The organism is Dactylosporangium sp. NPDC049742, assembly GCF_040674675.1.
GTDB lineage: Bacteria > Actinomycetota > Actinomycetes > Mycobacteriales > Micromonosporaceae > Dactylosporangium > Dactylosporangium maewongense.
The window spans coordinates 257,246-280,864 of sequence record NZ_JBFANF010000004.1 but is presented as its reverse complement, the minus strand read 5'-3'; the positions used below and the strand labels follow the sequence as shown (position 1 = coordinate 280,864).

Here is a 23,619-nt window from a genome sequence, read left to right as displayed (position 1 = left end):
AGCAGCCTCAGGCGCGCAGGAACGTGAGGACGGCGAGGACGCGGCGGTGCTCGCGCTCGTGCTGGACCAGGCCGAGCTTGGTGAAGATCGACGTGACGTGCGCCTCGACGGTCTTGATCGCGAGGTGCAGGTCGGCCGCGACCGCCGCGTTCGACAGGCCCTGCGCCATCAGGGCGAGCACCGCGCGCTCGCGGTCGGTGAGGTCGTCGAGCGGGTCGCGTTCGCGGCGGCGGGCGACGAGCCTGGAGACGAGCTCCGGGTCGATGACGGTGTCGCCGTGCGCGACGCGGCGAAGGTCGACGGCGAACGCGGTCAGGTCCGACACCCGGTCCTTCAGCAGGTAGCCGACCCCGCCGTCGAACTCGGTGATGAGCCGCAGCGCGTGGTGCACCTCCAGGTACTGCGACAACAGCATCAGCCCGACCCCGGGCGCCGACGCGCGGATCGCGGCCGCCGCCTCGATCCCCTCGGCGGCGAAGCCCGGCGGCATCCGCAGGTCGATCACCGCCACGTCCGGGGGAGCGGCGCGCACCTGCGCCAGCAGCGAGGCGCCGTCACCCGCCTGACCGGTGACGGTGCAGCCGGCCTCGGTCAGGATGCGGGCCATGCCCTCGCGGAACAGGACGCCGTCGTCGGCGAGCATCACGCGCACGGGATCACCGTCCGCAGCCGGGTGCCGGCCGGTCCACTGTCGACGGTCAGCCGCGCGTCGAGGATCGCGAGCCGGTCCATGAGCCCCTCCAGGCCGCTGCCGGGGCGCACCGCCGCGCCGCCCGTACCGTCGTCCGCCACCTCCACGACCAGACCCGCGGCGGACAGCGCGACCGTCACCGCGACGACGGTGGCGCCGGAGTGCTTGGCGGCGTTCGTCAGGCCCTCGCTCACCACGAAGTACGCGGTCGCCTCCGCCTCGGCCGGCAGCCGCCGCCCCACCGACACGGTGAGCCGCACCGGCAGCGGCGAACGGTCGGCGAGGAAGCCGGCCGCGGCCTCGAGGCCGTCCTGCGTGAGGACCGCCGGGTGCAGCCCGCGGGCCATCTCCCGCAGCTCGGCCGTCGCCTCCAGCAGCCGCACCCGCACGGCGGAGGCCTGGGCGGCGACGTCGTCCGCGCCGGCCGCGGTCGCCGCGCGGACCACCCCGCCGAGCTCCATCGCGACCGTCACCAGACGCTGCTGCGCGCCGTCGTGCAGGTCGCGTTCGAGCCGGCGGCGGGCGGCGTCACCGGCCGCGACCAGACGCTGCGCGGTCGCCCGCAGCTCCAGCACCAGCCCCGCCTGCGCGGCCAGGTCGCCGACGAGACGCTGTTCGGCGGCCGACAGCGGCCCGCCGGGCGCCTTCGTCACGGTGAGCGCGCCGCGGAACCCGCCGTCGTGCCGCACGGGCACGGCCACCAGGTCCTCCAGCCGCCGCGTCCCATCCGGTACCGGCGAAGCCGCGGGCCAGACCGACACGGCCCGCAGCGCGTCCGGCGGTCCCGTCCACAGGACGACCTCCCGGGCGCCCACCGCGTCGGCGACGGTGGTGCAGATCCCGTCGAGCAGGCCGCCCGCGGGCGCCGTCAGGTGCGCCGACAGCCGGGCGAGGGCCTCGTAGGGGGTGGCGCGCCGCCCGTACACGAGCCGGTCCGCGACCCGCTGCACCCTGCGCCGCAACGGCTCGAACGCGACCGCGACCACCCCGGTGGCGGCCAGCGACAGCAGCGTGCCGTGCCCGTCGACCAGCCGCCCCACGCCGGTCACCACGACGGCGTAGCCGGCGGTCACCATCGCGGCCATCGCGCCGAACACCAGCGACCGGTTGATGACGGGATCGATGTCGTACAGGCGGTACTTGAGGATCGCCGCACCGGCCGCCGCCGCGATCAGCGGCGCCGTCAGCGCACCGGGCACCGGCGAGCGCCACACGGCGAGCCCGACGACCATCACCGCCGCCGACACCGTCACCGCGTACACGAACCAGCGCAGCTGCCGCGCCTCGTCGCCGCGCGCCAGCCGCATCCGGACGACGACGCACGCCGCCCACGTCAGCTGCAGCAGCAGGTACCCGACGGGCCGCGCCACCCCGTAGAACGCCTCCGCCGCCGCGGCGCCCGGCAGGTGCAGCGGGTGCGCGGCGACGAGCCCGGTCCGCGCGTACTCGACCGGCCACAGCGCCGACACCGCCGACAGGACCAGCCCGACGGCGCCGAGCACCACGACGACCGGCCGCCACGCCCGCGACGGCAGCCGGCCGGTCGGGAAGCCCATCACCGTCACCCCGATCAGCACCAGGACCAGCGGCAGCGGCCACACCCCGCACCAGCCGACCCAGGACGCGCCGGGCAGCGGCCCCGGATGCAGCCCGTACTGGCGGCCCGCGTACATCACCGCGTGCGCGACGCCGGTGGCGACGAACAGCCGCCCCTCCGGGTTGCGCGGGCTGCGCCGCAGCACGAACAGCCCGACCGCCGTGAACGCCGCCGCGATCAGCCCGTTGTGCAGGTTCCCGACGTGCCAGCCGAGCGCGGCGCCGCCGGCGACCAGCACGGCCGTCGCGGCACCCACCGCCGCCCTGCCCAGCGTCCCGTCGCCCGCCACGTCCACATCGTGCCAGCGCCGGCGCCCGACGGAAGCAGGGTTAACCCGGCAATGTTCCAGGGCCGGCCCCGATGCCTCCCGATGGTGGTGGCGGCCACGGTACGGGTACCCGCTTCTCTCAGGAGTCCGACATGACCGCACCCCCCGCCACGCCCGTCGACCGCGTGCTGACCGCGGCACTGTTCGTCGCCCCGGTGATCTACCTGATCGCCGACGTCCTGTACGCCGTCCGCGGCTGGGACGACCCCCTCGCCGCCGTCTTCCACGTGCTCGGCGCCACCGCGTACATCCTCCTCATGCTGCGGCTCGTCGCCCTCGGCCGCGGCGCCCTGGCCGCCGTCCTGCTCGTCGTCGGCGCGCTCGGCGCCGCCGGCAACGTCGCCTACGGCTTCAACACCATCCACGTCTCCCTCGGCGACACCGACCTCGTCGCCGCGTCCGGCGCCGCCACCCTGATCAAGCCGCTCGGCCTGTTCTTCCCCCTCACCCTCCTGCTCGGCGCCGCCGTCCTGCGCCGCACCCAGCCACTGTGGACGGTCGTCCTGCTCGCCGTCGCGTCCCTCGCCTGGCCCGTCGCGCACATCGCCAACATCGGCTGGCTCGCCGTCGCCGTCAACGCCGCCCTCGTCGCCACCTTCGCCGCCGTCGCGCTCCACACTCCCGCCGACCAGAGCGAGGCCTAGACCCCGTGCGCCGCCGTCATGTCCGCGCCCCACAGCCAAGTGGTGCGGCGGCGCTTCGCCCGGCGCACCGGAAGAGCCGCTGCCCTGGTGCCGGGCGGGGCGGGCGTCGCGCGGGACCAGACGGTCAGCGTGGCGATCATCGCGGCGTCGAGGGCCACCACGGCGCGTTCGACCAGGCCGAGCGCGGTGCCGGTCGCGGCGACGTGGCCGCCGTGGAGCAGGAACGCGACGGCGAACGGGACCGTGCACAGGACGGTGGCGGCGGCGAGGACACCGACCGTCCGGGCGTAGCCGCGCCACCGCCGGGACCTCCGGAAACGCCACCACAGCAGCGCACACAGGGTCGGCAGGCTGGCGAAGTTGGCGGCGGCGCAGAGCTTGTGGACCGTGCCGTACCAGGTGCCGTCGGAGCCGAGCGGATCCTTGAGGAACACGGTCAGGCCCAGCAGGCTCGCACACCAGGTGACCAGCAGCGCCGTCACCAGCCAGCCGCGGAGCACGCCCTGCCGGACCATCGCGGCGCCGAGCAGGGCGGTGGCGGCGTTCGCGCTCAGCAGCGCGATCGCGTACGGCAGCCCCACGTCCACGGAACGCAACGGATACTCCGACAGGGTCTCGTGGACCGGGTCGACACCGCCGGAGCCGGGCAGGCAGTGCAGGACGACGAGCACACCGACGGCCGTCGCGCCCAGGACGAGCTGCCGCCGTCCACTTCGTGATCCCCGCTGCACGGGTACCAGCAAACCCGGCCCCACCCGGCCGGCGCAGTCCAGGCAGCAGGCCGGTTCCGTCGGGGGCTTGCCCTACCTTGTGGCGCCCTTCGGTGGATTGACAGGCGGCGCGACGGTCCGCACCCTGATCGAGCACAGTCTGGAGTCGCGTTCGGGGGTCGCGCCTGATGCCGTACCGTCACCGGGCGTACATCGCCGTCGTCGTCCTCCTCGCCGCCGTCCTGGTGTGGGTGGCGCCGCGGACGTCCCAGGGAAGCGCCCGCGCCGACGTGCTGGACGTGCTGTTCGTCGGCAACAGCCTGCTCGGCTCGTTCACCGCCGCCACCGGCGAGGACACGCCCGCGCTGGTCCGGCGGCTCGCGTCGTCCGCCGGCCGTACCGCCGACGTCACGGAAGTGATCCACTCCGGCTACACGCTGCGGCAGACCTGGGACGACGGCCTCGTCGCGCGGGCGCTCGGCGGCGGCAGGCGCTACGACGTCATCGTCCTGCAGGAGTACAGCACGCTCGTCGCCACGAACCTGCCCGCGGCGAAACGCACCCTGCTCAGCCTGTACGCGCCGACCTTCCGCCGCACCCTGAAACCCGGCGGCCGGGTCGTGCTGTTCAAGAACTGGGCCCTGGTCAACCCCGCCCCGTTCCCGTCCCGCGCCGCCGCCAAGACGGCGATCGACACCAACTACGCGGCCCTGTCAGCCGCCCTGCCCACCCCGAACGTCGTGGCTCCGATCGCCGACGCGTTCGAGACACTGATCGCCACCCACGGCGCCCCGTTCCTCATCGACCCCGACGGCAAGCACCCCAACGACACCGCCCGCTACCTCGACGCCGCCACCCTCTACGGCATCGTCTTCCGCGACTCGCCCCGCAACCTCGCCGACCTGTACCTCCCCGCCCCGGTCGCCGCCGAACTCCGCTCCGTCGCCGCCACCGCGCTCGGCTACTGAGCCGCCGCACGCTCCTGCGTCGGACCAGCCGACGGATCGTCGGCACTCCCCACTGTCAGGCCGCCCCATGGGTCGTCGGCCCACAGCACCATCGGCTCTCGCGCGTGGATCACGGCCATGGCGTCGTCGACCTCTCCCCGCCGGACCAGCAGCTCAGCCAAAGCGTCGCCCACGTCATGCGATGTCGCCCGTGGACGCAGCAGGGCGATCGCGTCCCCGCCCCGGTCGAGGCGCTCCAGGATCTCGGCCGCCAACACCAACATGTGATCGTCGCCGGACCCGGGATGCGCCCGCACCAGGTCGAGGGCCTCGTCCCCCCGCCCGCACGTCTCGAGCACCCAGACGCGATCGCGGAAGACGTCGGCCAGGGAGAACTCGCGCTCCAGTTCGTCGAGGCAGCGCAGCGCGTCGTCGTGCCGGCCTTCGTCGACCAGCATCGTCACCAGCGCACTTGTGGTGCACCCGTGCGTGGCCTCTTCCACCCGCACGGCCGCGAGCAGCACGTCGACGGCCTCGTCGACCCGACCGTTGCGACGCAGCAGATCCGCCAGGGCGGACGCCGCATTGGTGCGACCATCGTCGGCGAACACGCGGAGGGTGGCCACCGCTTCGGTCAGCCGGCCACGCCGCAGGCGGCCGTGGCCGTGAGAAGGTGGGGTATGGCGTTGGGTGCGTTTCCTGTCAGGACCTCGGTCGCCGTGTCGGACATCGAGCGGGCGGTGGCGTTCTACGAGGGCAAGCTGGGGCTGCGGGCGCTGTGGTCCGGGCCCAGTGCGCACATCGCGGGCGGCAGCCGGATCTACGAATCCGGGGGCGGGCCGGCGTTGAACGTGTACCAGTCGGCCACCGCCGGGCAGACGTCGGCGACCCTCGCCACGTGGTACGTCGACGACATCGACCGGGTCGCCGGTGAGCTCGCCGAGGCCGGCGTCGAGCTCACCCGCTACGAGCAGTACGAGCACGACGCCAAGGGGATCACCGCACGGGCCGGCGGCGGGAGGATCGCCTGGTTCCAGGACCCGGACGGCAACACCTTCGCCGTCGAGGCGGACGCCTGACCCTTCGCGCGGCAACGCTCAAGCCGGGCGCCGCCCGGCCGATTGGCGGGGCAAGGGGGTGCGTTGGGATGGTTCGGAACCTTCCGATCGCCGGGAAGCTGGCGTCGACGGTGGCCGTGGTGTGCGTGCTGCTCGTCGCGGTGGGGATGCTCGGGGTCAGCCAGCTCGGCGCCGCCCAGGACCGGTTGCGCGGCATGTACAGCGACAACCTGCAGGACATCGCCGACCTCGACGCCGTCGCGCTGCACTTCCTGATGGTGCAGAACCACGTCGCGAACCTGGCGATGGTCACCTCCGACGCCGACCGGCAGGCCGCGCTCGCCGCGATCGACGAGGCCAACGCCTCGCTGGACGAGGCGTGGGACGAGTTCAAGGTGCTGCCCGCGGCCGGCGACCCGGCCGACCACACCCGGTTCGAGGAGGCCCTCACCGGGTACCGCGCGGTGCTCGAGCAGGAGGTGCTGCCGCTGGCGAAGGTCGCCGACGCGGACCTGGCGCAGATCACCGCGCTGCGCAAGACGAAGGCCGACCCGCTCCTCGCGGCCGGCCAGCAGGCGTTGGACCGGCTCGACGCGGCCGTCGACGCCAAGGCCCGGGACACTCTCGCGACGTCGCAGCGGGCGTACGACCGCTCCCGGGCACTCATCGCCGGGATGATCGTGGCGGCGGTGCTGCTGGCCGCGGCCCTCGTCTGGGCGATCAGCCGGATGATCGCCAGGCCGTTGCACGCCACGGTCAGCGTCCTGGAGTCGATGGCCGAGGGCGACCTCGGCGGCCGGCTCGACGTGGCCGGCCGGGACGAGGTCGGCCGGATGGGCGCCGCGCTCAACCGTGGCCTCGAGCGCCTCGGCGAGTCGCTGCGCGGGGTGGACGAGCTCGTCGGGCGGGTCTCCACCGCGTCCGAGCGGCTCAGCCAGGCCGCCGGCGGCATGAGCGGCAGCGCCGAGCGGTCGGCGGTCGAGGCCCGGGCCGCGTCCCGCGAGACGGAGCAGATCAGCCACGACATCGGTTCGGTCGCCACGGGCTCCGAGCAGATCGGCGCCTCGATCCGGGAGATCGCCCGCAGCACCTCCGACGCGGCCGGGACCGCGGACCGGGCCGTCCGGGACGCCGCCGAGGCCGCGGGCGTGCTGCACCGCCTGGGCCAGTCCTCCGGCGAGATCGAGACCGTGGTCAAGCTCATTACGTCGATCGCAGAGCAGACCAACCTGCTCGCCCTGAACGCGACCATCGAGGCGGCGCGGGCCGGCGACGCGGGCAAGGGCTTCGCGGTCGTCGCCACCGAGGTGAAGGACCTGGCCCAGGAGACGGCCCGGGCCACCGAGGACATCGCCCAGCGGGTGGCGGCGATCCAGCGCGACTCGACCGCCGCGGTCACCGCCATCGAGCAGATCAGCGGCGTCATCACCACCATCCGCGACGCCCAGACGAGCATCGCGGCGGCGGTCGAGGAGCAGTCGGCGACGACGAACGAGATGAACCGCACGGTGAGTCAGGTCGCCGGCCGCGCCCACCAGATCAACGCCAACGTCACCAGCGTGGCCACCGTCGCCGACGAGACCACCGGCGTCGCCCAGGGCACGGCCGACACGGCCGCGGACCTCAACGGCATCGCCGCCGACCTGCGCCGCACGGTGTCCGTGTTCAGGTATTGACCAACGTCACAGCTGGGCGATCGCGGCCCGGAGGAACGCGTCGCGCCGCAGGGTGGCAAGCCCGCTGTACATCGAGGTCGGCGTGTTCAGCGCGGCCACGGCGTCCCAGTACGGCACGTCGGCGGCACGCGTCCCGGTGGCACGCTCCCAGCCCTCCAGCACATGCCGGGGAGCGTCGTCGTCGTACAGGATGGCGACCTGTTTGCGCAGCTCGCCGACGTCGACGCCAGGAGAGCCGGCGCCGGCGGTCTTCCAGTCGATCAGCGCCCGTACCGCGGAACCGGCGACGATCGTGTTGCCGGGCCAGACGTCGCCGTGGACGAAGACCACCGGCTCACCGGGTGCCGGGATCGACCGTGCAACGGCATCGGCCCGCAGCAGCAGCGGCGTCGCCGGCATCCGGCCCGCCCGGCGGTCGGCCGCGAAGTCGTCGACCGCGATCGGCCGCGGCCGGAACGGCAGCCGCGGCAGCGGGTCCAGGGCGACGGCGTGCACCCGGGCGAGCGCGGCGCCCGCCGCCCGGAGCAGCTCGGCGGAGCCCGCGACGGGCCAGGCGCTCGTCCCGGCCACGACGGTCTCCAGCGTTCGCGGCGCGGGATCGTCCAGTGCCGCCGCGAGCAGCCGGGGTGCCGGCAGGCCGTGCCGCTCCGCGACGGTCAGCGCCGCCGCGTTCGTCGCGATCTGCTCGGCGGTGATCCGGCTGCTCGGGCACCGCAGCACCAGCGCGGACGCCGGTGCCACCTCGATCCACCAGGGGCTCTCGCCGCCGTGCAGCGACCGCATCGCCGTGATCACCTGACGACGGTCCAGCTGCGCCTCGACCCAGGCGAGGAGTTCATTCCCGCACTGGACGACTCTGATCCAGCCGCGGGTAGCTGTCAAGCCGCCGTCCGGCGCCGGGCGTCGGCGAACAGCCACGCGGTCACGAGCACGGGCAGGGCGAGCCCGGCAATGATGACGGCCGGCCCGGGGATGGCGCCGAACGTCAGGAACCGTTGCCGGCCGTCGGGGTCCGCCAGCGAAGCCACGGTCGCCGAGGTCCCGAAGTCAATCCCAAGCCGGTGACCGCTTGGGCTGTTCACCGGGTGAGGGTAGCGGCGGCACCGCCGGACGGCGCACCGCCCGTTCGGCCGCTCCACGATCACCGAACGGGCCGCACCGCGGCGACGGCGGCCCGGTCAGACGCAGACCCAGCAGTACAGGCGCTCGCCGCGGCCGAGGGCCTCGCGGGCCAGGAGCGCCAGCACGCCCAGGAAGACCGTCAGCGGCTGCACGTCGTCGTCGCCGCCGAGCTCCTCCGTCTGCGCCCAGGCCGCGGCGGTCCGGGTCAGGTCGTCGGGGGAGCACCGGGCCAGGGCCTGCTGCAGCTCGTCGGTCACGGTCACCACCATCCGCTCGCCGTCGTCGGCGGACGCGATGTCGGTGCCGGCGCGCGGGCCTTCGACGATGTCGTCGTAGGCGACCCCGGTGAGCAGCTCCTCCAGGGTCACCAGCATGACGAACGGGTCGACGCCCTTCACCTCCAGGACCTGGAACCCGTGCTCGCCCCAGCGGACCCGCGGGGTCCGCAGCTCCTGGAGGGCGGCCAGGTCGCCGGCACGGATCCGCTCCATCAGCTGCGGCCTGGCGGGCAGCGGACCGCCCGGGCCGGCGGGCAGGTCGAGGGCCGTGGCCGCCCGCTCGTCCGACCCGGCGGCGAAGTAGTCGTACATGACCCCCATCGGGCGATCATGCCAAAGCGGTCCCCGGCCGGGCGTACCGGGTGAGGACCGCGGCGCCGACCTGCTCGACCGACACGGTCTCCAGGTAGGCGGGCGGGCCGTCGGAGGGGAAGAGCCGCCGGCCGGTGCCGAGCACGGTCGGGAAGGTCAGCAGCCGGTACTCGTCGACCAGGTCCGCCGCCATCAGCGTGTGCACGACGCTGAGGCTCCCGGTGACGACGATGTCCCGCTGCTCCTGCTTGACGGCGGCGACGAGGTCACCTTCCAGGACCCGCGAGTTGGGCCAGGCGGCGGTGTCTTCGAGGGTACTGGTGGCGACCAGCTTCGGCACGGCGTTCATCCGCTGGGAGAACGGGTCGTCGCGCTTCGGCCAGAGCGTGGAGAACAGCTGCCACGTGGTGCGGCCGAGCAGCATGACCCCGTCGTCCAGCAGCGGCCCGAGGCGGAACTTGTCGCCGGCGACGGACGCGGGGCCGTGCCGGAACGCCCAGCCGCCCGTCGGGGTGCCGCCGGACCCGTCGGGGTCGGACACGATCCCGTCGAGGGTGATGAACTCGATGACGATGACGCTCATGATGGTCCCTTCTGTCGGTGCTCACCCGTACATACCGGCGGCACCGGCGGAACTCATCGCAGCTTCGGCAGATGAAACAGTTCGAGCACGGCCGGGTCGGCGAACGTGACGTTGTGGGAGACCCGACCGTCGACGACGGTGAGGACCTGCAGGGTGTGCAGGTGGTGTACGCCGTCGGCCTGCGGCGCGTACGCGGCGACCGCCGGCTGGCCGTTGGCGGTCAACGGCGTCATGACCCAGCCGGTGCCACGCATCTGGAAGACCCGCTCGATGAACCGCCCGTAGTCCCGGCGCCCGCGGTACCACAGCGGCACCGGCGGCATCTCCAGCACGGCGTCGTCGGTCAGCAGCCGCACCAGCGCGGACACGTCGGCGGCCTCGAACGCCCGGACGTACTGGTCGACGGCCCCGCGGACCTTGGCGTCGCCGGGTTCGGCGACGCCGCCGGGGTCGCACGCGGCGACCGCCGCCCGGGCGCGCTGCAGGGCGCTGTTGACCGCCGGCACGGTGGTGTCCAGCTGCTCGGCGACCTCCGCGGCGCTGAACTGCAGGACGTCGCGGAGCACGAGCGCGGCCCGCTGGCGCGCCGACAGGGTCTGCATCGCCGCGATCAGCGCCAGCCGCAGGTCGGTGCGGGCGTCGGCGTCGAACCGCGCGTCGGGGAACGGCTGGAGCCACGGGATGTCGGTCGCGGGCGTGAGCGGCGCGCCGGGGTCGTCGCTCGGCGCGCCCAGCCCCGACGGCAGCGGCCGCCGCGCCCGTCCTTCGAGGGCGGTCAGGCACACGTTCGTGGCGATGCGGAACAGCCACGTCCGCACCGACGCGAGGTCGCTGTCGTACCGGTCGCGCGCCTTCCAGGCCCGCAGCAACGTCTCCTGCACCAGGTCCTCGGCGTCGTGGAACGACCCCAGCATCCGGTAGCAGTACGCGGTCAGCTCACCCCGGTGCAGGTCCAGTTCCACGCGGCCCATCCTGCCGTATGCGCCCGGCTGCCATCATGACCGGATGGAAACGCGGCTGCTCTTCGTGCGGCACGGCGAGTCGGTGCACAAGACGGCCGGGGTCGTCGGCGGGCCGGACGGCTGCCAGGGCCTGACGGAGGCCGGGCGCGGGCAGGCCCGCCGGCTCGCGGAGCGCCTCCGCGAGGAGGTCGCCGGTCCGGTCGCCGTGTACTCGTCGGTGCTGCGCCGGGCCGTGGAGACGGCGGAGCCGATCGCCGCCGCGTTCGCCGCCGTCCCGGAGCAGCACTGCGGGCTGTGCACGTGGCACACGCCGTCCTACGCCGACGGCATGCCGGTGCGCGAGTTCCTGACGGCGCACGCGGTGCCCGGCGGTGGCGTGTACCGCCCGTCCCAGGAGGGCAACGAGACGTGGGCGGAGCTCGTCGCCCGCGTCGGCCGGGCGATCCTGGACATCGCGCACCTGCACCGCGGCGGCACCGCGATCCTGGTCGGCCACGCCGAGACGGTCGAGTGCTCGTTCCACGCCCTCGCCGCCCAGCCGCTCGACCGGGCGTTCGACCTGGCGGTGGCGCCGGTGTCGGTCACCGAGTGGACGACCGGCGGCGACCCGACGGCCTGGCCCGCGCCCCGCTGGACGCTGCGCCGCTGCAACGACGTCCGCTGAGCGCACAGGACGCTTCCGGGAAGGCACCGCTCAGGCCGCTTCGAGGGCCTGCTCGGCGCGCTCGGGACTGCCCTCGGCGAGGCCGCGGTCGATGGCGCGGCGGGAGGCGAGCCACAGCGCGACGCCGGCGAGCAGGACGGTGACCTCGGTGACGGTGAGGGCCCAGATGATGCCGGGCAGGCCGAACCAGAGGTTGCCGAGCAGCACGACCGGGACGAACAGGATGCCCTGCGTCATCGACATCACCGTCGCCGCGGCGGCCCGGCCGGTCGCCTGGAACAGCGACGTGAGGAGGCCGGTGAAGCCGTTGGCGACCATGGCGACGAGCTGCGCGGTGAGGATCGTGACGCCGGTGGTGAGGACCGAGCGGTCGGCCACGAACGCGGTGAACACCTGCTCGCGGAGCAGGAACACGATCGCCGAGAAGGTCACGGCGACGCCGCCGACGGTGATCGCGGAGCCGCGCAGCGCGGCGGTGAGGCGCTGCCGGTCGCCCTTGCCGTAGGCGTACGCGAGCAGCGGCAGCACCCCGAGCGTCACGCCCATGACGAGGAACTCCGGGACCTGCGCGATGCGGACCGCGACGCCCATCGCGGCGAGGGGACCGTCGCCGTAGGCGGCCGCGAGGTTGTTGAGCACCAGCGACGTGACGATCAGGAACGCGGACTGCAGCAGGGTGCCGACGCCCACCCCGAGGACCGGCGCCACGACGGTGCGGGCGAGCGTGAACCAGCGCGGTGCGATGCGCATGTGCTGGCTGTTGCGGTGCAGCCAGGTCGCGAAGTACGCGATGACGCCGACGTTGGCCAGGCCCATCGCCAGGGCCGCGCCGGCGACGCCCCAGTGCAGGACGAGGATGAACAGCACGTCGAAGGCGAGGTTCGCGACCGTGGACGCGATCAGGCCGGTCATCACCTGCCGGGCGGCGCCTTCCGCCCGTACGAGCTGCTCGAGGCACACGGCGGCGGCGAGGACGGGGACGAACGCGAGCATCACCCCGACGTAGGCCTTCGTCGCCGGGACGGCTGCGGCGTCCGCGCCGAGCAGCGACACGAGCGGGTCCAGCAGGGCCAGCCCGAGCCCGCCCGACACGGCGCCGACGATGACGGAGCCCCAGACCGAGAACGACGCGACGTGCCGGATCCCGCCGGCCTTCGCGGGGTCGTGCTCGGCGGCGCCGAGCAGCCGGGAGACGAGGGCGCCGCCGCCGACGCCGAACACGTTGCCGACCGCCATGACCAGGCCGAGGATCGGCGCGCCGTACGTGAGCGCGGCCAGCAGCGCGGTGTCGTGGAGCATGCCGATGAAGCCGGCGTTGACCAGGTTGTAGACGGCGGTGACGATCATCGCGGCGGCCATCGGCACGCACAGGTGCACGAGGGCGCGGACGATCGGCGCGGAGGACAGGTACCAGCGGTTGGTGCCGGCGGCGTCGGTGGCCACCGGGGATTCGAGGGTCGCGCTGCTCATGGGACCGCTCCTTTCCGGGCAGGCTTGAGCACGCGCCGGCGTCCGCCGGCACGGTGACAGGTTTGTGTGCACGCCGACGGAACCGCCGGCGCGCTGCGGGTTGCTGGGTGGCCTACGGCCTGGTCACGATCGCGTCGGTCACGACCGTGTGGGTTGCGGCAGCTCCGAGGTGACCTTCGTGAGCAGGGCGTGCAGGGTGGCCCGCTCCGCCTGGTCCAGCGGCGCGAGGATCGTCGCCTCGGCCGCCGCCATCGCGGTGTCGAACCCGGAGATCAGCTCGGCGCCCGCCGCGGTGGCGTAGACGCGCTTGCTGCGCTCGTTGCCGGGCTCCGTCCGGCGCTCGACCAGCTCCCGGCGCTCGAGCCCCTGGAGGAGACTCGTGACGCTCGCCGCACTGGTACGGGTGATCTCGGCGATGTCGCGCTGGATCGCGCCGGGGTGCTGGACCAGGTAGCCGAGCACGAAGCTCTGCTCGTGGCTGAGCTCGCGGGCCCGGATCCAGTCCTCGCCGGCCTTCCGCTGCGCCCAACCGATCCAGCGGAGCAGGTCGAGGGTCGTGGTGAGCTTCGGCGCGTCCATGATGAGAACTCTAAAAGTTAGAGGTCTAACAGTCAAGGCTCGAACTAAGCGGGCGGCAGGATGCCGCGGGCCATGGCGGTGGTGACCGCTGCGGTGCGGTCCTTCACGCCCAGCTTGTCGAAGATGCGCATGACGTGGCTCTTCACCGTCGCCTCGCTGACGAACAGCTCACGGCCGGTCTCCGGGTTGGACAACCCGCGGGCGACGCACCGCAGCACCTGCAGCTCCCGCGCCGTCAGCTGCGGCACGGCGCCGCGCATGTGCCGGGCCAGCCGGGTCGCCGCCGGGGCGGCGATCGCCGTCTCGCCCCGCGCCGCCGCCCTGATCGCCGCCGTGAGCTCCTCCCGGGAGCAGCCCTTCAGCAGGTAGCCCGTGGCGCCGGCGGCGACCGCGCGGACGACGTCGCCGTCGGTGTCGTACGTGGTGAGCACCAGCACCGCCGCGTGCCCCGCGGTGGTGATCCGCGCGATGGCGGTGATGCCGTCCAGGTCGGGCAGCCGCAGGTCCATGAGCACCAGGTCCGGGCGCAGCTCGCCGGCCAGCCGGACCGCGTCGTGCCCGCCGCCGCAGTCCGCGACGACGGTGAGGTCCGGCTCGCCGCCGAGGACGGCCCGCAGCCCCTCCCGGACGATCGGGTGGTCGTCGACGATCAGGATGCGCACGGCAGCTCCACCACGACGGTCACCCCGGCGCCCGGTGCGGCGCGGACGTCGACGGTGCCGCCGGCCGCGGTGACCCGGTCCCGCAGCCCGGACAGCCCGCGCCCGCCCTGCCCGGCGTCCCGTCGCGCGCTCGCGTCGAAGCCGCGCCCGTCGTCGCTGACGCGCAGCGTGAGCCCTTCGGCGGTGTACTCGAGACCGACCTCGACCCGGTTGGCGGCGGCGTGGCGGCGCGCGTTGGCGAGGGCCTCCTGCCCGGCGCGCAGCGCGACGACCTCGAGGTCCGGCGGCAGCGGCCGCGGCTCGCCGGCGACGGTCAGGGTCGCGCCGCCGGGCAGGTCGGGGCCGATCCGGTCGACGACCTGGCGCAGCGCGCCCGGCAGGGACGCGGCCACGAGCGGCGGCGGGGTCGCGGCCGCGACCAGCGACCTGGCCTCGGCGAGGTTCTCGCGGGCCGTGTCGCGGGCCCGGCGCAGGTACCCGCGCGCGGTGTCCTGCCCGTCGGTGAGCTCCGCCTCGAGGGCGTCGAGCAGCAGCAGCACGCTGGTGAACCCCTGGGCGACGGTGTCGTGGATGTCCCGGGCCATCCGCTCCCGCTCGGCGAGGGCGCCGGAGCGGCGGCTGACCTCGGCCAGCTCCGCGCGGGTGTCGGCGAGCTCGGCGACGAGCCTGGCCCGCTCCTTGCTCTGGTCGATGATCCGGGTGATCCACAGGCCGACGCCGACCGCGCCGAACCCGGCCAGCAGCATCGGCACGACGACGTCCGCCCAGTCGCCCGCTGCCGCGCCCGACTGGGCGGCGAGCACCCCACTGAGCGCGACGATGATTCCGGTGGTCGCGGCGACCGCGTGCCGGGTCGGCAGCATCGCCCACACGTGCGGGAACAGCACGGACAGCAGCGCCCCGGCCGGGGGCGCCGCCGCGAACGCCGCCGTGGCGAGGCCGCCCGCCACCGCCACGTAGCGCCAGCCGCCGGTGGAGCGGGGCAGCCGCAGCCGCTTCGCCCCGACCGCCGCGTACCAGCCGGCGAGGGCCGCGAGCAGCGCCACGCCGAGCACCCGCCGCCCGGTGCCGAGCGCGCCGTCGACCGCCACCAGCCCGGCGGCGAGCACCTCCAGCAGCGCGAACGCCACATGCCACCGCCCGGCGAGCCGATACCACTCGTGCTGCCCCGGATCGGCTCCGCCCGCCGCAGCCGCCGGGGGATGGACGGCGATCATCCGGACAGCATCCCGCACCAGGGAGGTCGCCCGCATCCAACTGTCGTCGGAGTCGCGGTGCCCTCGACCGGTGGCAGCGCGGCGGCGGCCGGCTCGTCCACGATCACGGGTATGAATCCCCGGATGTCCATGAACATCATGCTGGTCCTGTCCGTCTGCTACGGCGCCGCGATCGCGATCCTCGCGTTCCTCGACTCCGGCGGCCTGGCCACGTTCGCCGTCGTCGGCGCCATCGTGCTCGGCGTGCTGTGGACGGCCCGCGGCTTCCTCACCCGGTCGGGCCGCACCGGCTGAAGAGCCGGGCAGGGGCCCACGCGGCCGGCGCAGGCCCCTGCCGGTGCCGGTCAGGGCGTGACGAGGTCGAACTTCTCCCACTGCCCGACCGCGGTGCGGTTGGCGATCAGCGCGGCCGCCCCCGCGTTCTCCGCGCACACATAGCGGCCGTTGACGTTCGCCCGCAGGCTGAACGAGCCGTCGCCGTTGTTCAGCAGCTGGAACGACTCCCACGCGCCCGCCGTCGCCCGGTTCGCGACCAGCGGCGCGGCGCCCGCGTTCTCGGCGCAGACGAACAGGCCGTTCCTGGCCCGCAGCGCGATGTTGCCGCCGCCGAGCGGGACCTGCTCGAAGGGCTCCGACGCCGTCGCGCTCGCGATCAGTGTCCCGGTGGCCGCGGTGACGAACCGGCCGTTCGCCCGGGCGCGCAGGCCGATGCCGCCACCCGTACCGGGGACGAACCGGTCGACCCAGTACTTGGTACGGGTCAGGTACGCCGTCTCCGCCGCGGTGCCGGCGAGACCGTACGCGCCCGAGTAGGTGAGGTACCCGTACCCCGCCGGCGGGTTCGACGACGCGGGCTCGATCGACGACCCCTCGTGCCACTCGTTGAACGACGTGATCGACACCCACGACGGCGTGCCGCCCTGGGTGAGGGCGTTGTTCCAGGCCCGGTCGTAGGCGGCGCCGTTGTCGCGGCCCAGCGTCGGCGTCGTGTTGCCCGGCACGGCCCGGTCGTCGATGTACCCGGGCGCGACCGACGGCGCCCACGCCAGGCCGTTCGCGCGGCAGTACGCGTTCGCGTTCGCCCACCCCGGCGCGGTCGCCGCGGCGATCCCGTCGTAGGTGTACATCCCGCCGAAGTGCGCGACCTTGCTCGTGTCGGTCGTCTGCGCGAGGACGATCGAGGAGCCCCGCACCTAATCCAGCGCGGTCCAGTCGGCGATGCGCAGGCTCTCGAACACGTAGTACGCGCCGCGGTTTCCGTGTGCCGTGTCGCGGTAGAACGCGGCGTGCGACCCGTACCGGGCGATGATGGAGTTGATGTCGGCGACGGTCGAGGCGGCGGTCCGGCCGGAGTACGGCCTTCCGGGGAAGCGGGGCGGGCTGGCGGGCCCGCCCCGCTGTGCGTCAGGAGAGCAGGAACTTCTCCCACGGACCGATCGCGTCACGGTTGGCGATGAGGGCGGCGGCGCCGGCGTTCTCCGCGACGACGTACTTGTTGTTGACGGTCGCCTGCAGGCTGACGGTGCCGTCGGCGTTGCGGATCAGCCGGAACGTCTCCCACGAGCCGGCCGACGCGCGGTTCGCGACGAGCGGGTTGGCGCCCGCGTTCTCCGCGCAGACGAACTGGCCGTTGGCCTTCGCCTTCAGCGCGACGTTGCCGCCGCCGAGGTCGACCACCTCGAACTGTTCGGCTGTGCCGACCGTCGTCTTGTTGGCGATCAGCGGACCGGACCCGGCGGTCACGTACCGGCTGTTGACCTGCGCCATCAGCGACTGCCCACCGGCCGGCGGCGTACCGCCGGTGATGATCCGCAGCGCGTCGATCATGCCGACCGAGGTCGTCTTGTTCACGACGCGGATGGTGTGGGTGCCGTTCGCCAGGCCCGTCTTGCTGTACACCACCTGCTGCGCCTGGCGGGCGCCGGCGACGTACAGGTTGACGTTCGCCTGGAGCGTGCCGTCGATGTAGACGTCCATGTTGCCCATGTCGCTGAACCGCTCCGACAGCAGCTCGACGCCCGTACCCGTGAACGTGTAGCTGGCGGCGGCGCCGACCGTCGTCGAGTGGTGCGTGTCGTCGTTGTAGTCGCCGTACCCGCGGCCCGTCGTGAGGTGCCAGTTCGCGTCGTAGGTCAGCGCCGTGTTGTTGACGAGGCCGGGGGTGCCGGCGCCGCCCGTGCCGAGCGTGGACGCGGTGCCCGACAGCGCCTTGACCCCGTTGTTGGCGGTGCCCGACAGCGACGTCGAGGTGTAGGAGGTCAGCGGCTTCGCGGTCCGCTCGACGATGTAGACGGTGTTGGCGGCGGTACCGAAGGTGACCTCGCCGGACGTCGTGGTCGCGAGGACCGCGTTGTCGGAGGCGCGCCGCACCCGGATCTCGGCGGTGCCCCACGGGTTCACCACCCGGGCCTGCTTGCCGTAGAGGCTCTTCACGCCGACGTACTTCGTCTCGTTGCCCTCCCGCTCCGAGCTGACCAGGAACCCGTCCTTCGCCAGCAGCGTGAACCTGCCGACGAAGTTCGTGTCGTTCGGCGCCGCGGGGAACACCCGGATCTTGTCGTTGTACGACTGCAGCAGCGTCTCGTTCATCGCCGCGAGGTGCACGCCGAGGTACTCGAACACGCCGTTGGTGTTGTTGGTCATGCCGTTGGGGTAGTTCTGGTAGCGCTGCAGCATCAGCTTCATGCCCTGCAGCGCCTGGTCGCCGAGGCCGAGCCGGGCCGCCTGCACCGCGTCGTTGGCCCACACGTTGCTGTACGGGTTCGGCCGCGTGTTCCAGCTGTTGAGCGCGGTCTGGAAGTCGGCCGCGCCGATGCCGGTCAGGTCGTAGGGCCAGATCAGCTCCGACGTGACGTTCTCACCGTTGCGCTGCTGCGCGGGTGCCGGCGGGTCGTGCGGCAGCCACGCGCCGTTGCTGGTCTTGTACGGCTCGATCCGGTCCAGCACGTTCTGCCAGCCCGCCCGCAGCCCCGCGTCGAGGCCGAGCTGGTTGCTGACCTGGATCGTGAGCGGGAAGATCAGCCGTACCGCGGCCAGGTCCGTGATCGCGTTCTTCACGTCCCAGTACGTCTCGTGCGCGTTGGACGTCGCCATGTAGTAGCGGCCCGTGCCGGAGTCGTAGCTCAGCTTCGACTGGTAGAACTTCACCACCTCCCGCATGTACGGGTAGGCGGTGTTCTGCAGGTAGCCGGTGTCGTTGGTGTACCGGTACTGCAGGTACATGTTGTAGGCGGCCTCGGTGCCGGTGGAGTAGATGTCGTTGACGTAGTCGCTGTTGATCGTGCCGCGCGCGTTGCCGTCCCAGCCCATCGTCTCCGGCACCCACAGCCCGTCGATCGCGTACCTGGTCTGCGTGTAGGCCTTCAGTGCGGCGAGGTTCCGGCTGTACAGGCGGTTCTCGGTGGCGAACAGGTCGGCGTGGTTCGAGGCGAGGAACGAGTTGTAGACGTCCCGCTGGTTCCAGAACCAGTATCCGTTGCTCCACTTGGTGCGGTCCTCGGTCGCCCGGAACACGCCGTTGATGAAGTGCATCGGGTAGTTGCCGTACCCACCGGCGGCGATCATGTACGTCGACAGGTAGTACACGTTCTCCAGGTAGTCACCCGTGCCCGCCGCGCCGGAGTACTGGACGAACGACTTCGCCCAGAACGCGTGCCACCAGTCGCGGTAGTTGTTCAGGTTGGTGAGATACCCCGTGCTCTTGGCCGCGGCGAGCTGGTTGCGCGCCTGCGTGACGGAGTTGGCGCCGGGGGAGTTGACCCGGCTCGCCGCGGTGAACCAGATCGTGTAGTTCGCCGTCGGCGTGATGTTCAGCCGTACCCGGGTGCCGTTGACGACCTGCGTCGTGTACGCGGCGCCCTCGACGGTCGCCGCGAGGGTGTAGCCGAAGTTGTTCGGGTCGTTCTGCCCGCGGCTGAACCCGGCGGCCGTCGCGTCGGCGAACGTGCTCACCTGCTTCCACGTGTCCAGGTTCGGCACGTCGGCGCTGTTGGTGACGCTCGCCGGGTCCCACATGCTCAGGTCGAGGGTGGTCGTGCCGAGGCCCGTCCTGCTGTCCTCGACGTGCACGCCCATCACTTCGGACCCGGGCACGCCGATGATCGTGACGGTGCGGTTGTTGTCGTACTTCGTGGTCAGCGTCCCGTCGTACAGCGACAAGCGCTGCTGGTACGAGCTCGAACCGGCGTCGAGGGCCGGGCTGGTGTTGAGGTTCACCGTGCCCGCCGCGAACGCCGACTGCGGCGACAGGTCCACGCCGGAGACCTGCATCGTGAGCCCGTTGGCGTTCCAGACCATCGCGCCGGTCTTGCCGTTGCCGACGGTGAGCCCGTACAGCGGGTTGGTCTGGGGGCTGTTGTAGACGATGTCGTGCTTGCTCAGGTACGAGCCGTAGTTCACGTCGAGCGCGCCGGTGCCGGGGTTGAACACCTCGTCGGTGGTCGACGCCGTCGCGCTCTGTCCATGGATCATGGTGATGAACGTGCCCATCAAGGCGGTGGCGGCCGCCAGCAGGGCGAGTCGGCGGGGCTTGCCCACAGGAACTCTCCTTCGCATACGTGGAGCGGGAGCCTCGCGCCGTCGAGTCTCGTGTGACAAGCAGTTAACATTGGACGTCTGTCTTCGTCAATGCCTGCCTGGTCTCTACTTCGTCCGAGACTATCCGTGATCTACGGCTTTCCGCTGCCAGATACGTAGGATGACTCCTTCAGTCCGTGGTGCCGAGGGCCTTGCGGAGCAGGGCGGTGAGGCGGTCCTGCTCCTCGGGGCTCAGGTTGGCGATCGCCGCGCGGGCGAAGGCGAACGACTCCTCGAAGTCGGCGTAGAGCGCGTCGCCGTCAGGGGTCCGGACGATCTGCCGGGAGCGGCGGTCGCTCGGGTGGGTCCGGCGCTGGACGAGCGCGCGGCCCTCGAGGCGGGCGATGATCTGGGTGACGTTCGACGCGTCGCAGCCGAGCTCGTCGGCGAGCTCGCGCATGCCGCGGGGGTCGGCGAGCCGGCCGAGGACGCAGGCCTGCGCCACGCTCAGGCCGTGCTTCGTCGCGGCGGTCTCGTAGGCGCGGTCGTACGCGTCGACGAACTGGAACATCGCCCGCTCGGCGTCGGTCGACGCGGTCACCGGGCCCGACGGAACGGCCACGGGATCAGTCTACCAAAAAGCTTGATTGTCTCAAGTTCTCGTGCTTACGATGATGCTTGATTGCATCAAGTATCTACGTCGGAGGCATGCATGAGCGTGGCAGCACGGGAGTGGCACCTGGCGCGGCGGCCGGGGGCGCGGGCGTCCACCGAGGACTTCGTCCTGGCCGAGACGGCGGTCCCGGCGCCCGGGCCCGGGCAGGTCGTCGTCCGCAACACGCACCTGTCGGTCGACCCGTACTTGCGCGGCCGGATGGACGACCGGCCGTCGTACATCGTGCCGTTCCCGCTCAACGCGCCGCTGGACGGTGCCGCGGTCGGCGTGGTCGTCGAGACCCGCGCGGAGGGGGTCCCGGTCGGCCAGGTCGTCGAGCACTTCGCCGGCCTGCGCGAGGTCACCGTCGCCGACCACCTCCACCGCATGCCCGCCTTCCGCGCGGAGATGATCCCCTGGCTGCGAGCCGGGCGGATCGTCCACCACCAGACGGTCAGCGACGGGATCGAACGCGTGCCGGACGCGCTGCTCGGCCTGCTGCGCAGCGGCACGGCCACGACCGGCAAGGTGATCGTCCGGCTGGAGGGGGCGCGATGAGCCGCACGGTGCTGGTGACCGGCGCCAGGGGCAAGACCGGGCGGGAGGTGGTCGCCCGGCTGCGGCGGCGGCCCGGGGTGCTCGTCCGGGAAGGGTCGTCGCAGCCGGGCGCGGCGGTCCCGTTCTCCTGGGACGATCCGGGCACCTGGCCGGACGCCGTGAAGGGCGTGGACGCGGTGTACCTGATGCGGCCGGACGTCCCGGAGGCGCCGGAGCACGTGGCCGGGCTCGTCGACCTCAACCCCGCCGCCCACGTCGTGCTGCTGTCGGAGCAGGGCGCCGGTTCGCTGGGCGCCGGGCACTGGGCACGGCGGGTCGAGGACGCCGTCACCGGCCGCGCCGCCGGCTGGACCGTGCTGCGGCCCTCCTGGTTCCACCAGGTCCTGACCGACCCGCGCTTCTACCGCGACGACATCCGCGCCGACCGGGTGCTGCGGCTGCCGTCCGGCGGCGCGCCGATCGCCTGGGTCGACGCGCGGGACATCGCGGCGGTCGCCGTCGCCGTCCTGCTGTCGCCGCTCGACCACCACGGGCGGGCGTACACGATCACCGGTCCCGCCGCGTTGCCGGTACGGGCGGTCGCGGCCGAACTGTCCGCGCACCTCGGCGTGGCCGTCCGCGCCGACGACCCGCCGGCCGAGCAGGGCATCGAGGGCCTGGACCCGTGGCTGCGGGGCATCCTCGCCGACCTCTACGACCGCGTCCGGGCGGGCGGCTTCGCGCCGCTGTCGCCCGACGTCGAACGCATCACCGGACAGCGCCCGACCTCGATGGGTGAGTTCATCGCCGCGCACCTGGAGGAGTGGCGCTGACCCTGGCCGGCATGGGCCTGGTGACGGCCGGCGCCCCCGTGGCACCGGCCGTCGCGCTGTCAGTCCGTCATGGCGACGCCGGTCTCCAGCAGCGACTTCAGGTCGCTGAGGATCCACGGCCAGCCGCCGCCCGCGCCCACGTCCTCCAGCTCGCCGGCGAGCATCTCCGCCAGACCCGCCTCGTCGCCGATCTCGTGCGTGACGGTCAGCGAGGTGACGCCGTCCTTGCCCTCTTTCAGCTCGTACGTGAGGCGGGTGAAGCCCTCCGGCACGTGGTTCGGGTCCATCAGCATCCTCCACGTCTGCACGAGCCGGAACGGCGCTTCCACCTCGACGATCTCGCCGTCGACGCCGAGCTCCGGCGCACCCGCGGCGATCATGCCCTCGTTCGACATCCCCCGGAACGCGCCGCCCGGGCGCAGCTCCATGTGGTTGGCGCCGCGGTACCCGTACCGCGACGTCCACTCCGGGGTGGTGATCGCGTCCCAGATCTTCTGCGGGCTCGCCTTGATGTAGACCTTGTATACCTGCGTGCTGCTCATGGTCCGTCGTCCCCTTCGAGGTCGGTCTTCAGCTCCAGCAGTGCCGTCACGTGGTGCTCGGTGTACTTGTCGATCCACCGGTCGTGCACCTGGCGGATCGGGATCGGGTTGAGGAAGTGCAACTTCTCCCGCCCCATCCGGCGGGTCACGACCAGGTCCGCCTCTTCGAGCACCTTCAAGTGCTTCATGACCCCGAAGCGTGACATCTCCAGCTCCGACTCCAGCTCCGTCAGCGTGCGGCCGTCACGCTCGAAGAGCAGGTCAAGCAGGAAACGCCGGGTCGGGTCGGCGAGGGCCTTGAAGACGCGGTCGTCGTCATCCACTACTCGAAGTTATGTGACCCAAAGGTCACATGTCAAGTCCCGTGAGGGGATCTCATCGCTGGGTGAGTCCGGCACCGGCACCGTGGTACCGCCCGGGGTGAGACCCCAGGAACCGCCGGGTGAGCGGGATGGGAGATTCGGCGAGGCCGTTCGCCGAGGCCGTTCTTCCTGCGATTTCGACGGCCGGCCGCTCCTATGCTGGCGCGGTGTCCGTGAATGCCCCGGCCGACGTCACCACCGCCGCTGACGATTCAGCACCTGTCTTCGTCGACTCCACGGGCCGACGTGGACGGCGGATCCGACTCTTCTTCCACCTGGGCGGCGTGGCGGCACTGGTCTACGCGGTGCTGGTGCTGGTCGCCGCGTTCCTGCTCACCGGCCCGCTGGACCTGCTGTCGTTCCCGGCGCCGGGACCGTCCGCGTCCGCGACGACGCCGGCCAAGCAGAACACGCCCACGCCCGGCCAGCCCGTCAAGCGGACCACCGGCCCCGGGACCGCCCGCAGCAGCTCCGCGCCCGCCACGGCGAGCGCGTCCGTCCGGCCGAGCGGCTCGATGAGCAGCGCTCCACCGTCCGCGACGACGAGCGGGGCACCCTCCGCATCACCGACCGCGTCGGGCCCGCCGACCGCATCGACGGCGCCGACCGCGTCGACCACACCGCGGCCGAGCGCCTCACCGAGCTCCACCCTTGGCATCGCCGTGGTCATCGGTC

General features: G+C 72.8%; 28 protein-coding genes. 8 read left to right on the top strand and 20 right to left on the bottom strand.

From position 1 onward, the window contains the following. Window positions 1-7: 7 nt before the first annotated feature. Both AB0J72_RS08270 and AB0J72_RS08265 read right to left on the bottom strand, forming a co-directional pair. Entirely contained in the window at window positions 8-652 is a 645-nt protein-coding gene (locus tag AB0J72_RS08270) for a response regulator transcription factor (protein WP_363396069.1), read from the bottom strand. Next, entirely contained in the window at window positions 643-2,577 is a 1,935-nt protein-coding gene (locus AB0J72_RS08265) for a histidine kinase (protein WP_363396066.1), read from the bottom strand. Before AB0J72_RS08265 ends, AB0J72_RS08270 begins: the two co-directional genes overlap by 10 nt. Window positions 2,578-2,708: 131 nt before the next feature. Between AB0J72_RS08265 and AB0J72_RS08260 the strand changes: the two genes are divergently transcribed. Beyond that, window positions 2,709-3,260, top strand: a complete 552-nt coding sequence (locus AB0J72_RS08260) for a hypothetical protein (RefSeq protein WP_363396063.1) — start codon at window positions 2,709-2,711, stop codon at window positions 3,258-3,260. Here AB0J72_RS08260 and AB0J72_RS08255 read toward each other — a convergent pair. Then, a complete protein-coding gene (locus AB0J72_RS08255) occupies window positions 3,257-3,991 on the bottom strand; it encodes a DUF998 domain-containing protein (RefSeq protein ID WP_363396060.1) in 735 nt (244 codons plus the stop codon). The genes AB0J72_RS08260 and AB0J72_RS08255 overlap by 4 nt on opposite strands. Window positions 3,992-4,158: 167 nt before the next feature. Here AB0J72_RS08255 and AB0J72_RS08250 point away from each other — a divergent pair, with 167 nt between their 5' ends. Then, on the top strand, window positions 4,159-4,938 hold the full coding sequence (locus AB0J72_RS08250; protein ID WP_363396057.1) for a hypothetical protein: 780 nt from the start codon (window positions 4,159-4,161) through the stop codon (window positions 4,936-4,938). Here AB0J72_RS08250 and AB0J72_RS08245 read toward each other — a convergent pair. Continuing rightward, the gene (locus tag AB0J72_RS08245; protein ID WP_363396054.1) at window positions 4,932-5,528 is read right to left on the bottom strand and encodes a hypothetical protein; all 597 of its coding nucleotides are present in this window, start codon (window positions 5,526-5,528) and stop codon (window positions 4,932-4,934) included. The genes AB0J72_RS08250 and AB0J72_RS08245 overlap by 7 nt on opposite strands. 69 nt (window positions 5,529-5,597) lie before the next feature. On the opposite strand from AB0J72_RS08245, the gene AB0J72_RS08240 reads away from it, so the two are divergent. Beyond that, window positions 5,598-5,996: a VOC family protein gene (locus tag AB0J72_RS08240; RefSeq protein ID WP_363396051.1), complete on the top strand. Its 399-nt coding sequence runs from the start codon at window positions 5,598-5,600 to the stop codon at window positions 5,994-5,996. A 68-nt stretch (window positions 5,997-6,064) separates the two neighbouring features. Further along, on the top strand, window positions 6,065-7,651 hold the full coding sequence (locus AB0J72_RS08235) for a methyl-accepting chemotaxis protein (protein WP_363396048.1): 1,587 nt from the start codon (window positions 6,065-6,067) through the stop codon (window positions 7,649-7,651). 6 nt (window positions 7,652-7,657) lie between these two features. On the opposite strand, the gene AB0J72_RS08230 is transcribed toward AB0J72_RS08235, so the two are convergent. The 5 genes from AB0J72_RS08230 to AB0J72_RS08210 form a co-directional block, all read right to left on the bottom strand. Then, window positions 7,658-8,533, bottom strand: a complete 876-nt coding sequence (locus AB0J72_RS08230) for a phosphotransferase (RefSeq protein ID WP_363396045.1) — start codon at window positions 8,531-8,533, stop codon at window positions 7,658-7,660. Further along, window positions 8,530-8,679, bottom strand: a complete 150-nt coding sequence (locus AB0J72_RS08225) for a hypothetical protein (protein WP_363396042.1) — start codon at window positions 8,677-8,679, stop codon at window positions 8,530-8,532. Before AB0J72_RS08225 ends, AB0J72_RS08230 begins: the two co-directional genes overlap by 4 nt. Before the next feature lie 150 nt (window positions 8,680-8,829). Further along, a complete protein-coding gene (locus tag AB0J72_RS08220; protein ID WP_363396039.1) occupies window positions 8,830-9,372 on the bottom strand; it encodes a hypothetical protein in 543 nt (180 codons plus the stop codon). 7 nt (window positions 9,373-9,379) lie between these two features. Continuing rightward, complete coding sequence (locus AB0J72_RS08215) at window positions 9,380-9,946, bottom strand: dihydrofolate reductase family protein (RefSeq protein WP_363396036.1); 567 nt, start codon at window positions 9,944-9,946, stop codon at window positions 9,380-9,382. A gap of 53 nt (window positions 9,947-9,999) precedes the next feature. After that, the gene (locus tag AB0J72_RS08210) at window positions 10,000-10,908 is read right to left on the bottom strand and encodes a sigma-70 family RNA polymerase sigma factor (protein WP_363396033.1); all 909 of its coding nucleotides are present in this window, start codon (window positions 10,906-10,908) and stop codon (window positions 10,000-10,002) included. Between the two features lie 43 nt (window positions 10,909-10,951). On the opposite strand from AB0J72_RS08210, the gene AB0J72_RS08205 reads away from it, so the two are divergent. Further along, window positions 10,952-11,572, top strand: coding sequence for a histidine phosphatase family protein (locus AB0J72_RS08205; RefSeq protein WP_363396030.1), 621 nt, complete (start codon window positions 10,952-10,954; stop codon window positions 11,570-11,572). 30 nt (window positions 11,573-11,602) lie between these two features. Here the strand turns inward: AB0J72_RS08205 and AB0J72_RS08200 are convergent, their stop codons facing one another. From AB0J72_RS08200 to AB0J72_RS08185, 4 genes are all read right to left on the bottom strand, one after another. After that, entirely contained in the window at window positions 11,603-13,042 is a 1,440-nt protein-coding gene (locus AB0J72_RS08200; protein WP_363396027.1) for an MATE family efflux transporter, read from the bottom strand. 138 nt (window positions 13,043-13,180) lie between these two features. Next, entirely contained in the window at window positions 13,181-13,621 is a 441-nt protein-coding gene (locus tag AB0J72_RS08195; protein ID WP_363396024.1) for a MarR family transcriptional regulator, read from the bottom strand. A gap of 44 nt (window positions 13,622-13,665) precedes the next feature. Next, on the bottom strand, window positions 13,666-14,283 hold the full coding sequence (locus AB0J72_RS08190; protein WP_363396021.1) for a response regulator transcription factor: 618 nt from the start codon (window positions 14,281-14,283) through the stop codon (window positions 13,666-13,668). Further along, window positions 14,271-15,500 carry a histidine kinase gene (locus tag AB0J72_RS08185; RefSeq protein ID WP_363396018.1) on the bottom strand — a complete coding sequence of 410 codons (1,230 nt, stop codon included), beginning with the start codon at window positions 15,498-15,500 and terminating at the stop codon, window positions 14,271-14,273. The genes AB0J72_RS08190 and AB0J72_RS08185 overlap by 13 nt, the downstream gene beginning before the upstream one ends. A 123-nt stretch (window positions 15,501-15,623) precedes the next feature. Between AB0J72_RS08185 and AB0J72_RS08180 the strand changes: the two genes are divergently transcribed. After that, window positions 15,624-15,794, top strand: a complete 171-nt coding sequence (locus AB0J72_RS08180; RefSeq protein WP_363396015.1) for a hypothetical protein — start codon at window positions 15,624-15,626, stop codon at window positions 15,792-15,794. Window positions 15,795-15,844: 50 nt separating this feature from the next. On the opposite strand, the gene AB0J72_RS08175 is transcribed toward AB0J72_RS08180, so the two are convergent. From AB0J72_RS08175 to AB0J72_RS08160, 4 genes are all read right to left on the bottom strand, one after another. Next, window positions 15,845-16,693, bottom strand: a complete 849-nt coding sequence (locus AB0J72_RS08175; RefSeq protein WP_363396012.1) for a hypothetical protein — start codon at window positions 16,691-16,693, stop codon at window positions 15,845-15,847. After that, a complete protein-coding gene (locus AB0J72_RS08170; protein WP_363396009.1) occupies window positions 16,694-16,945 on the bottom strand; it encodes a hypothetical protein in 252 nt (83 codons plus the stop codon). After that, window positions 16,905-20,036 (bottom strand): carbohydrate-binding protein, encoded by a 3,132-nt coding sequence (locus AB0J72_RS08165; RefSeq protein ID WP_363396006.1) that lies wholly within the window; start codon window positions 20,034-20,036, stop codon window positions 16,905-16,907. The genes AB0J72_RS08170 and AB0J72_RS08165 overlap by 41 nt, the downstream gene beginning before the upstream one ends. Before the next feature lie 169 nt (window positions 20,037-20,205). Then, window positions 20,206-20,637, bottom strand: a complete 432-nt coding sequence (locus AB0J72_RS08160; RefSeq protein ID WP_363396003.1) for a MarR family transcriptional regulator — start codon at window positions 20,635-20,637, stop codon at window positions 20,206-20,208. A gap of 90 nt (window positions 20,638-20,727) precedes the next feature. Here AB0J72_RS08160 and AB0J72_RS08155 point away from each other — a divergent pair, with 90 nt between their 5' ends. Both AB0J72_RS08155 and AB0J72_RS08150 read left to right on the top strand, forming a co-directional pair. After that, on the top strand, window positions 20,728-21,228 hold the full coding sequence (locus AB0J72_RS08155; protein ID WP_363396000.1) for a hypothetical protein: 501 nt from the start codon (window positions 20,728-20,730) through the stop codon (window positions 21,226-21,228). After that, entirely contained in the window at window positions 21,225-22,040 is an 816-nt protein-coding gene (locus tag AB0J72_RS08150) for a hypothetical protein (protein WP_363395997.1), read from the top strand. The genes AB0J72_RS08155 and AB0J72_RS08150 overlap by 4 nt, the downstream gene beginning before the upstream one ends. A gap of 59 nt (window positions 22,041-22,099) precedes the next feature. Here the strand turns inward: AB0J72_RS08150 and AB0J72_RS08145 are convergent, their stop codons facing one another. From AB0J72_RS08145 to AB0J72_RS08135, 3 genes are all read right to left on the bottom strand, one after another. After that, window positions 22,100-22,582, bottom strand: coding sequence for an SRPBCC domain-containing protein (locus tag AB0J72_RS08145; RefSeq protein WP_344507659.1), 483 nt, complete (start codon window positions 22,580-22,582; stop codon window positions 22,100-22,102). After that, the gene (locus AB0J72_RS08140; protein ID WP_363395993.1) at window positions 22,579-22,905 is read right to left on the bottom strand and encodes a metalloregulator ArsR/SmtB family transcription factor; all 327 of its coding nucleotides are present in this window, start codon (window positions 22,903-22,905) and stop codon (window positions 22,579-22,581) included. Before AB0J72_RS08140 ends, AB0J72_RS08145 begins: the two co-directional genes overlap by 4 nt. A gap of 337 nt (window positions 22,906-23,242) precedes the next feature. Further along, entirely contained in the window at window positions 23,243-23,602 is a 360-nt protein-coding gene (locus AB0J72_RS08135; protein WP_363395990.1) for a hypothetical protein, read from the bottom strand. Between the last annotated feature and the right edge of the window lie 17 nt (window positions 23,603-23,619).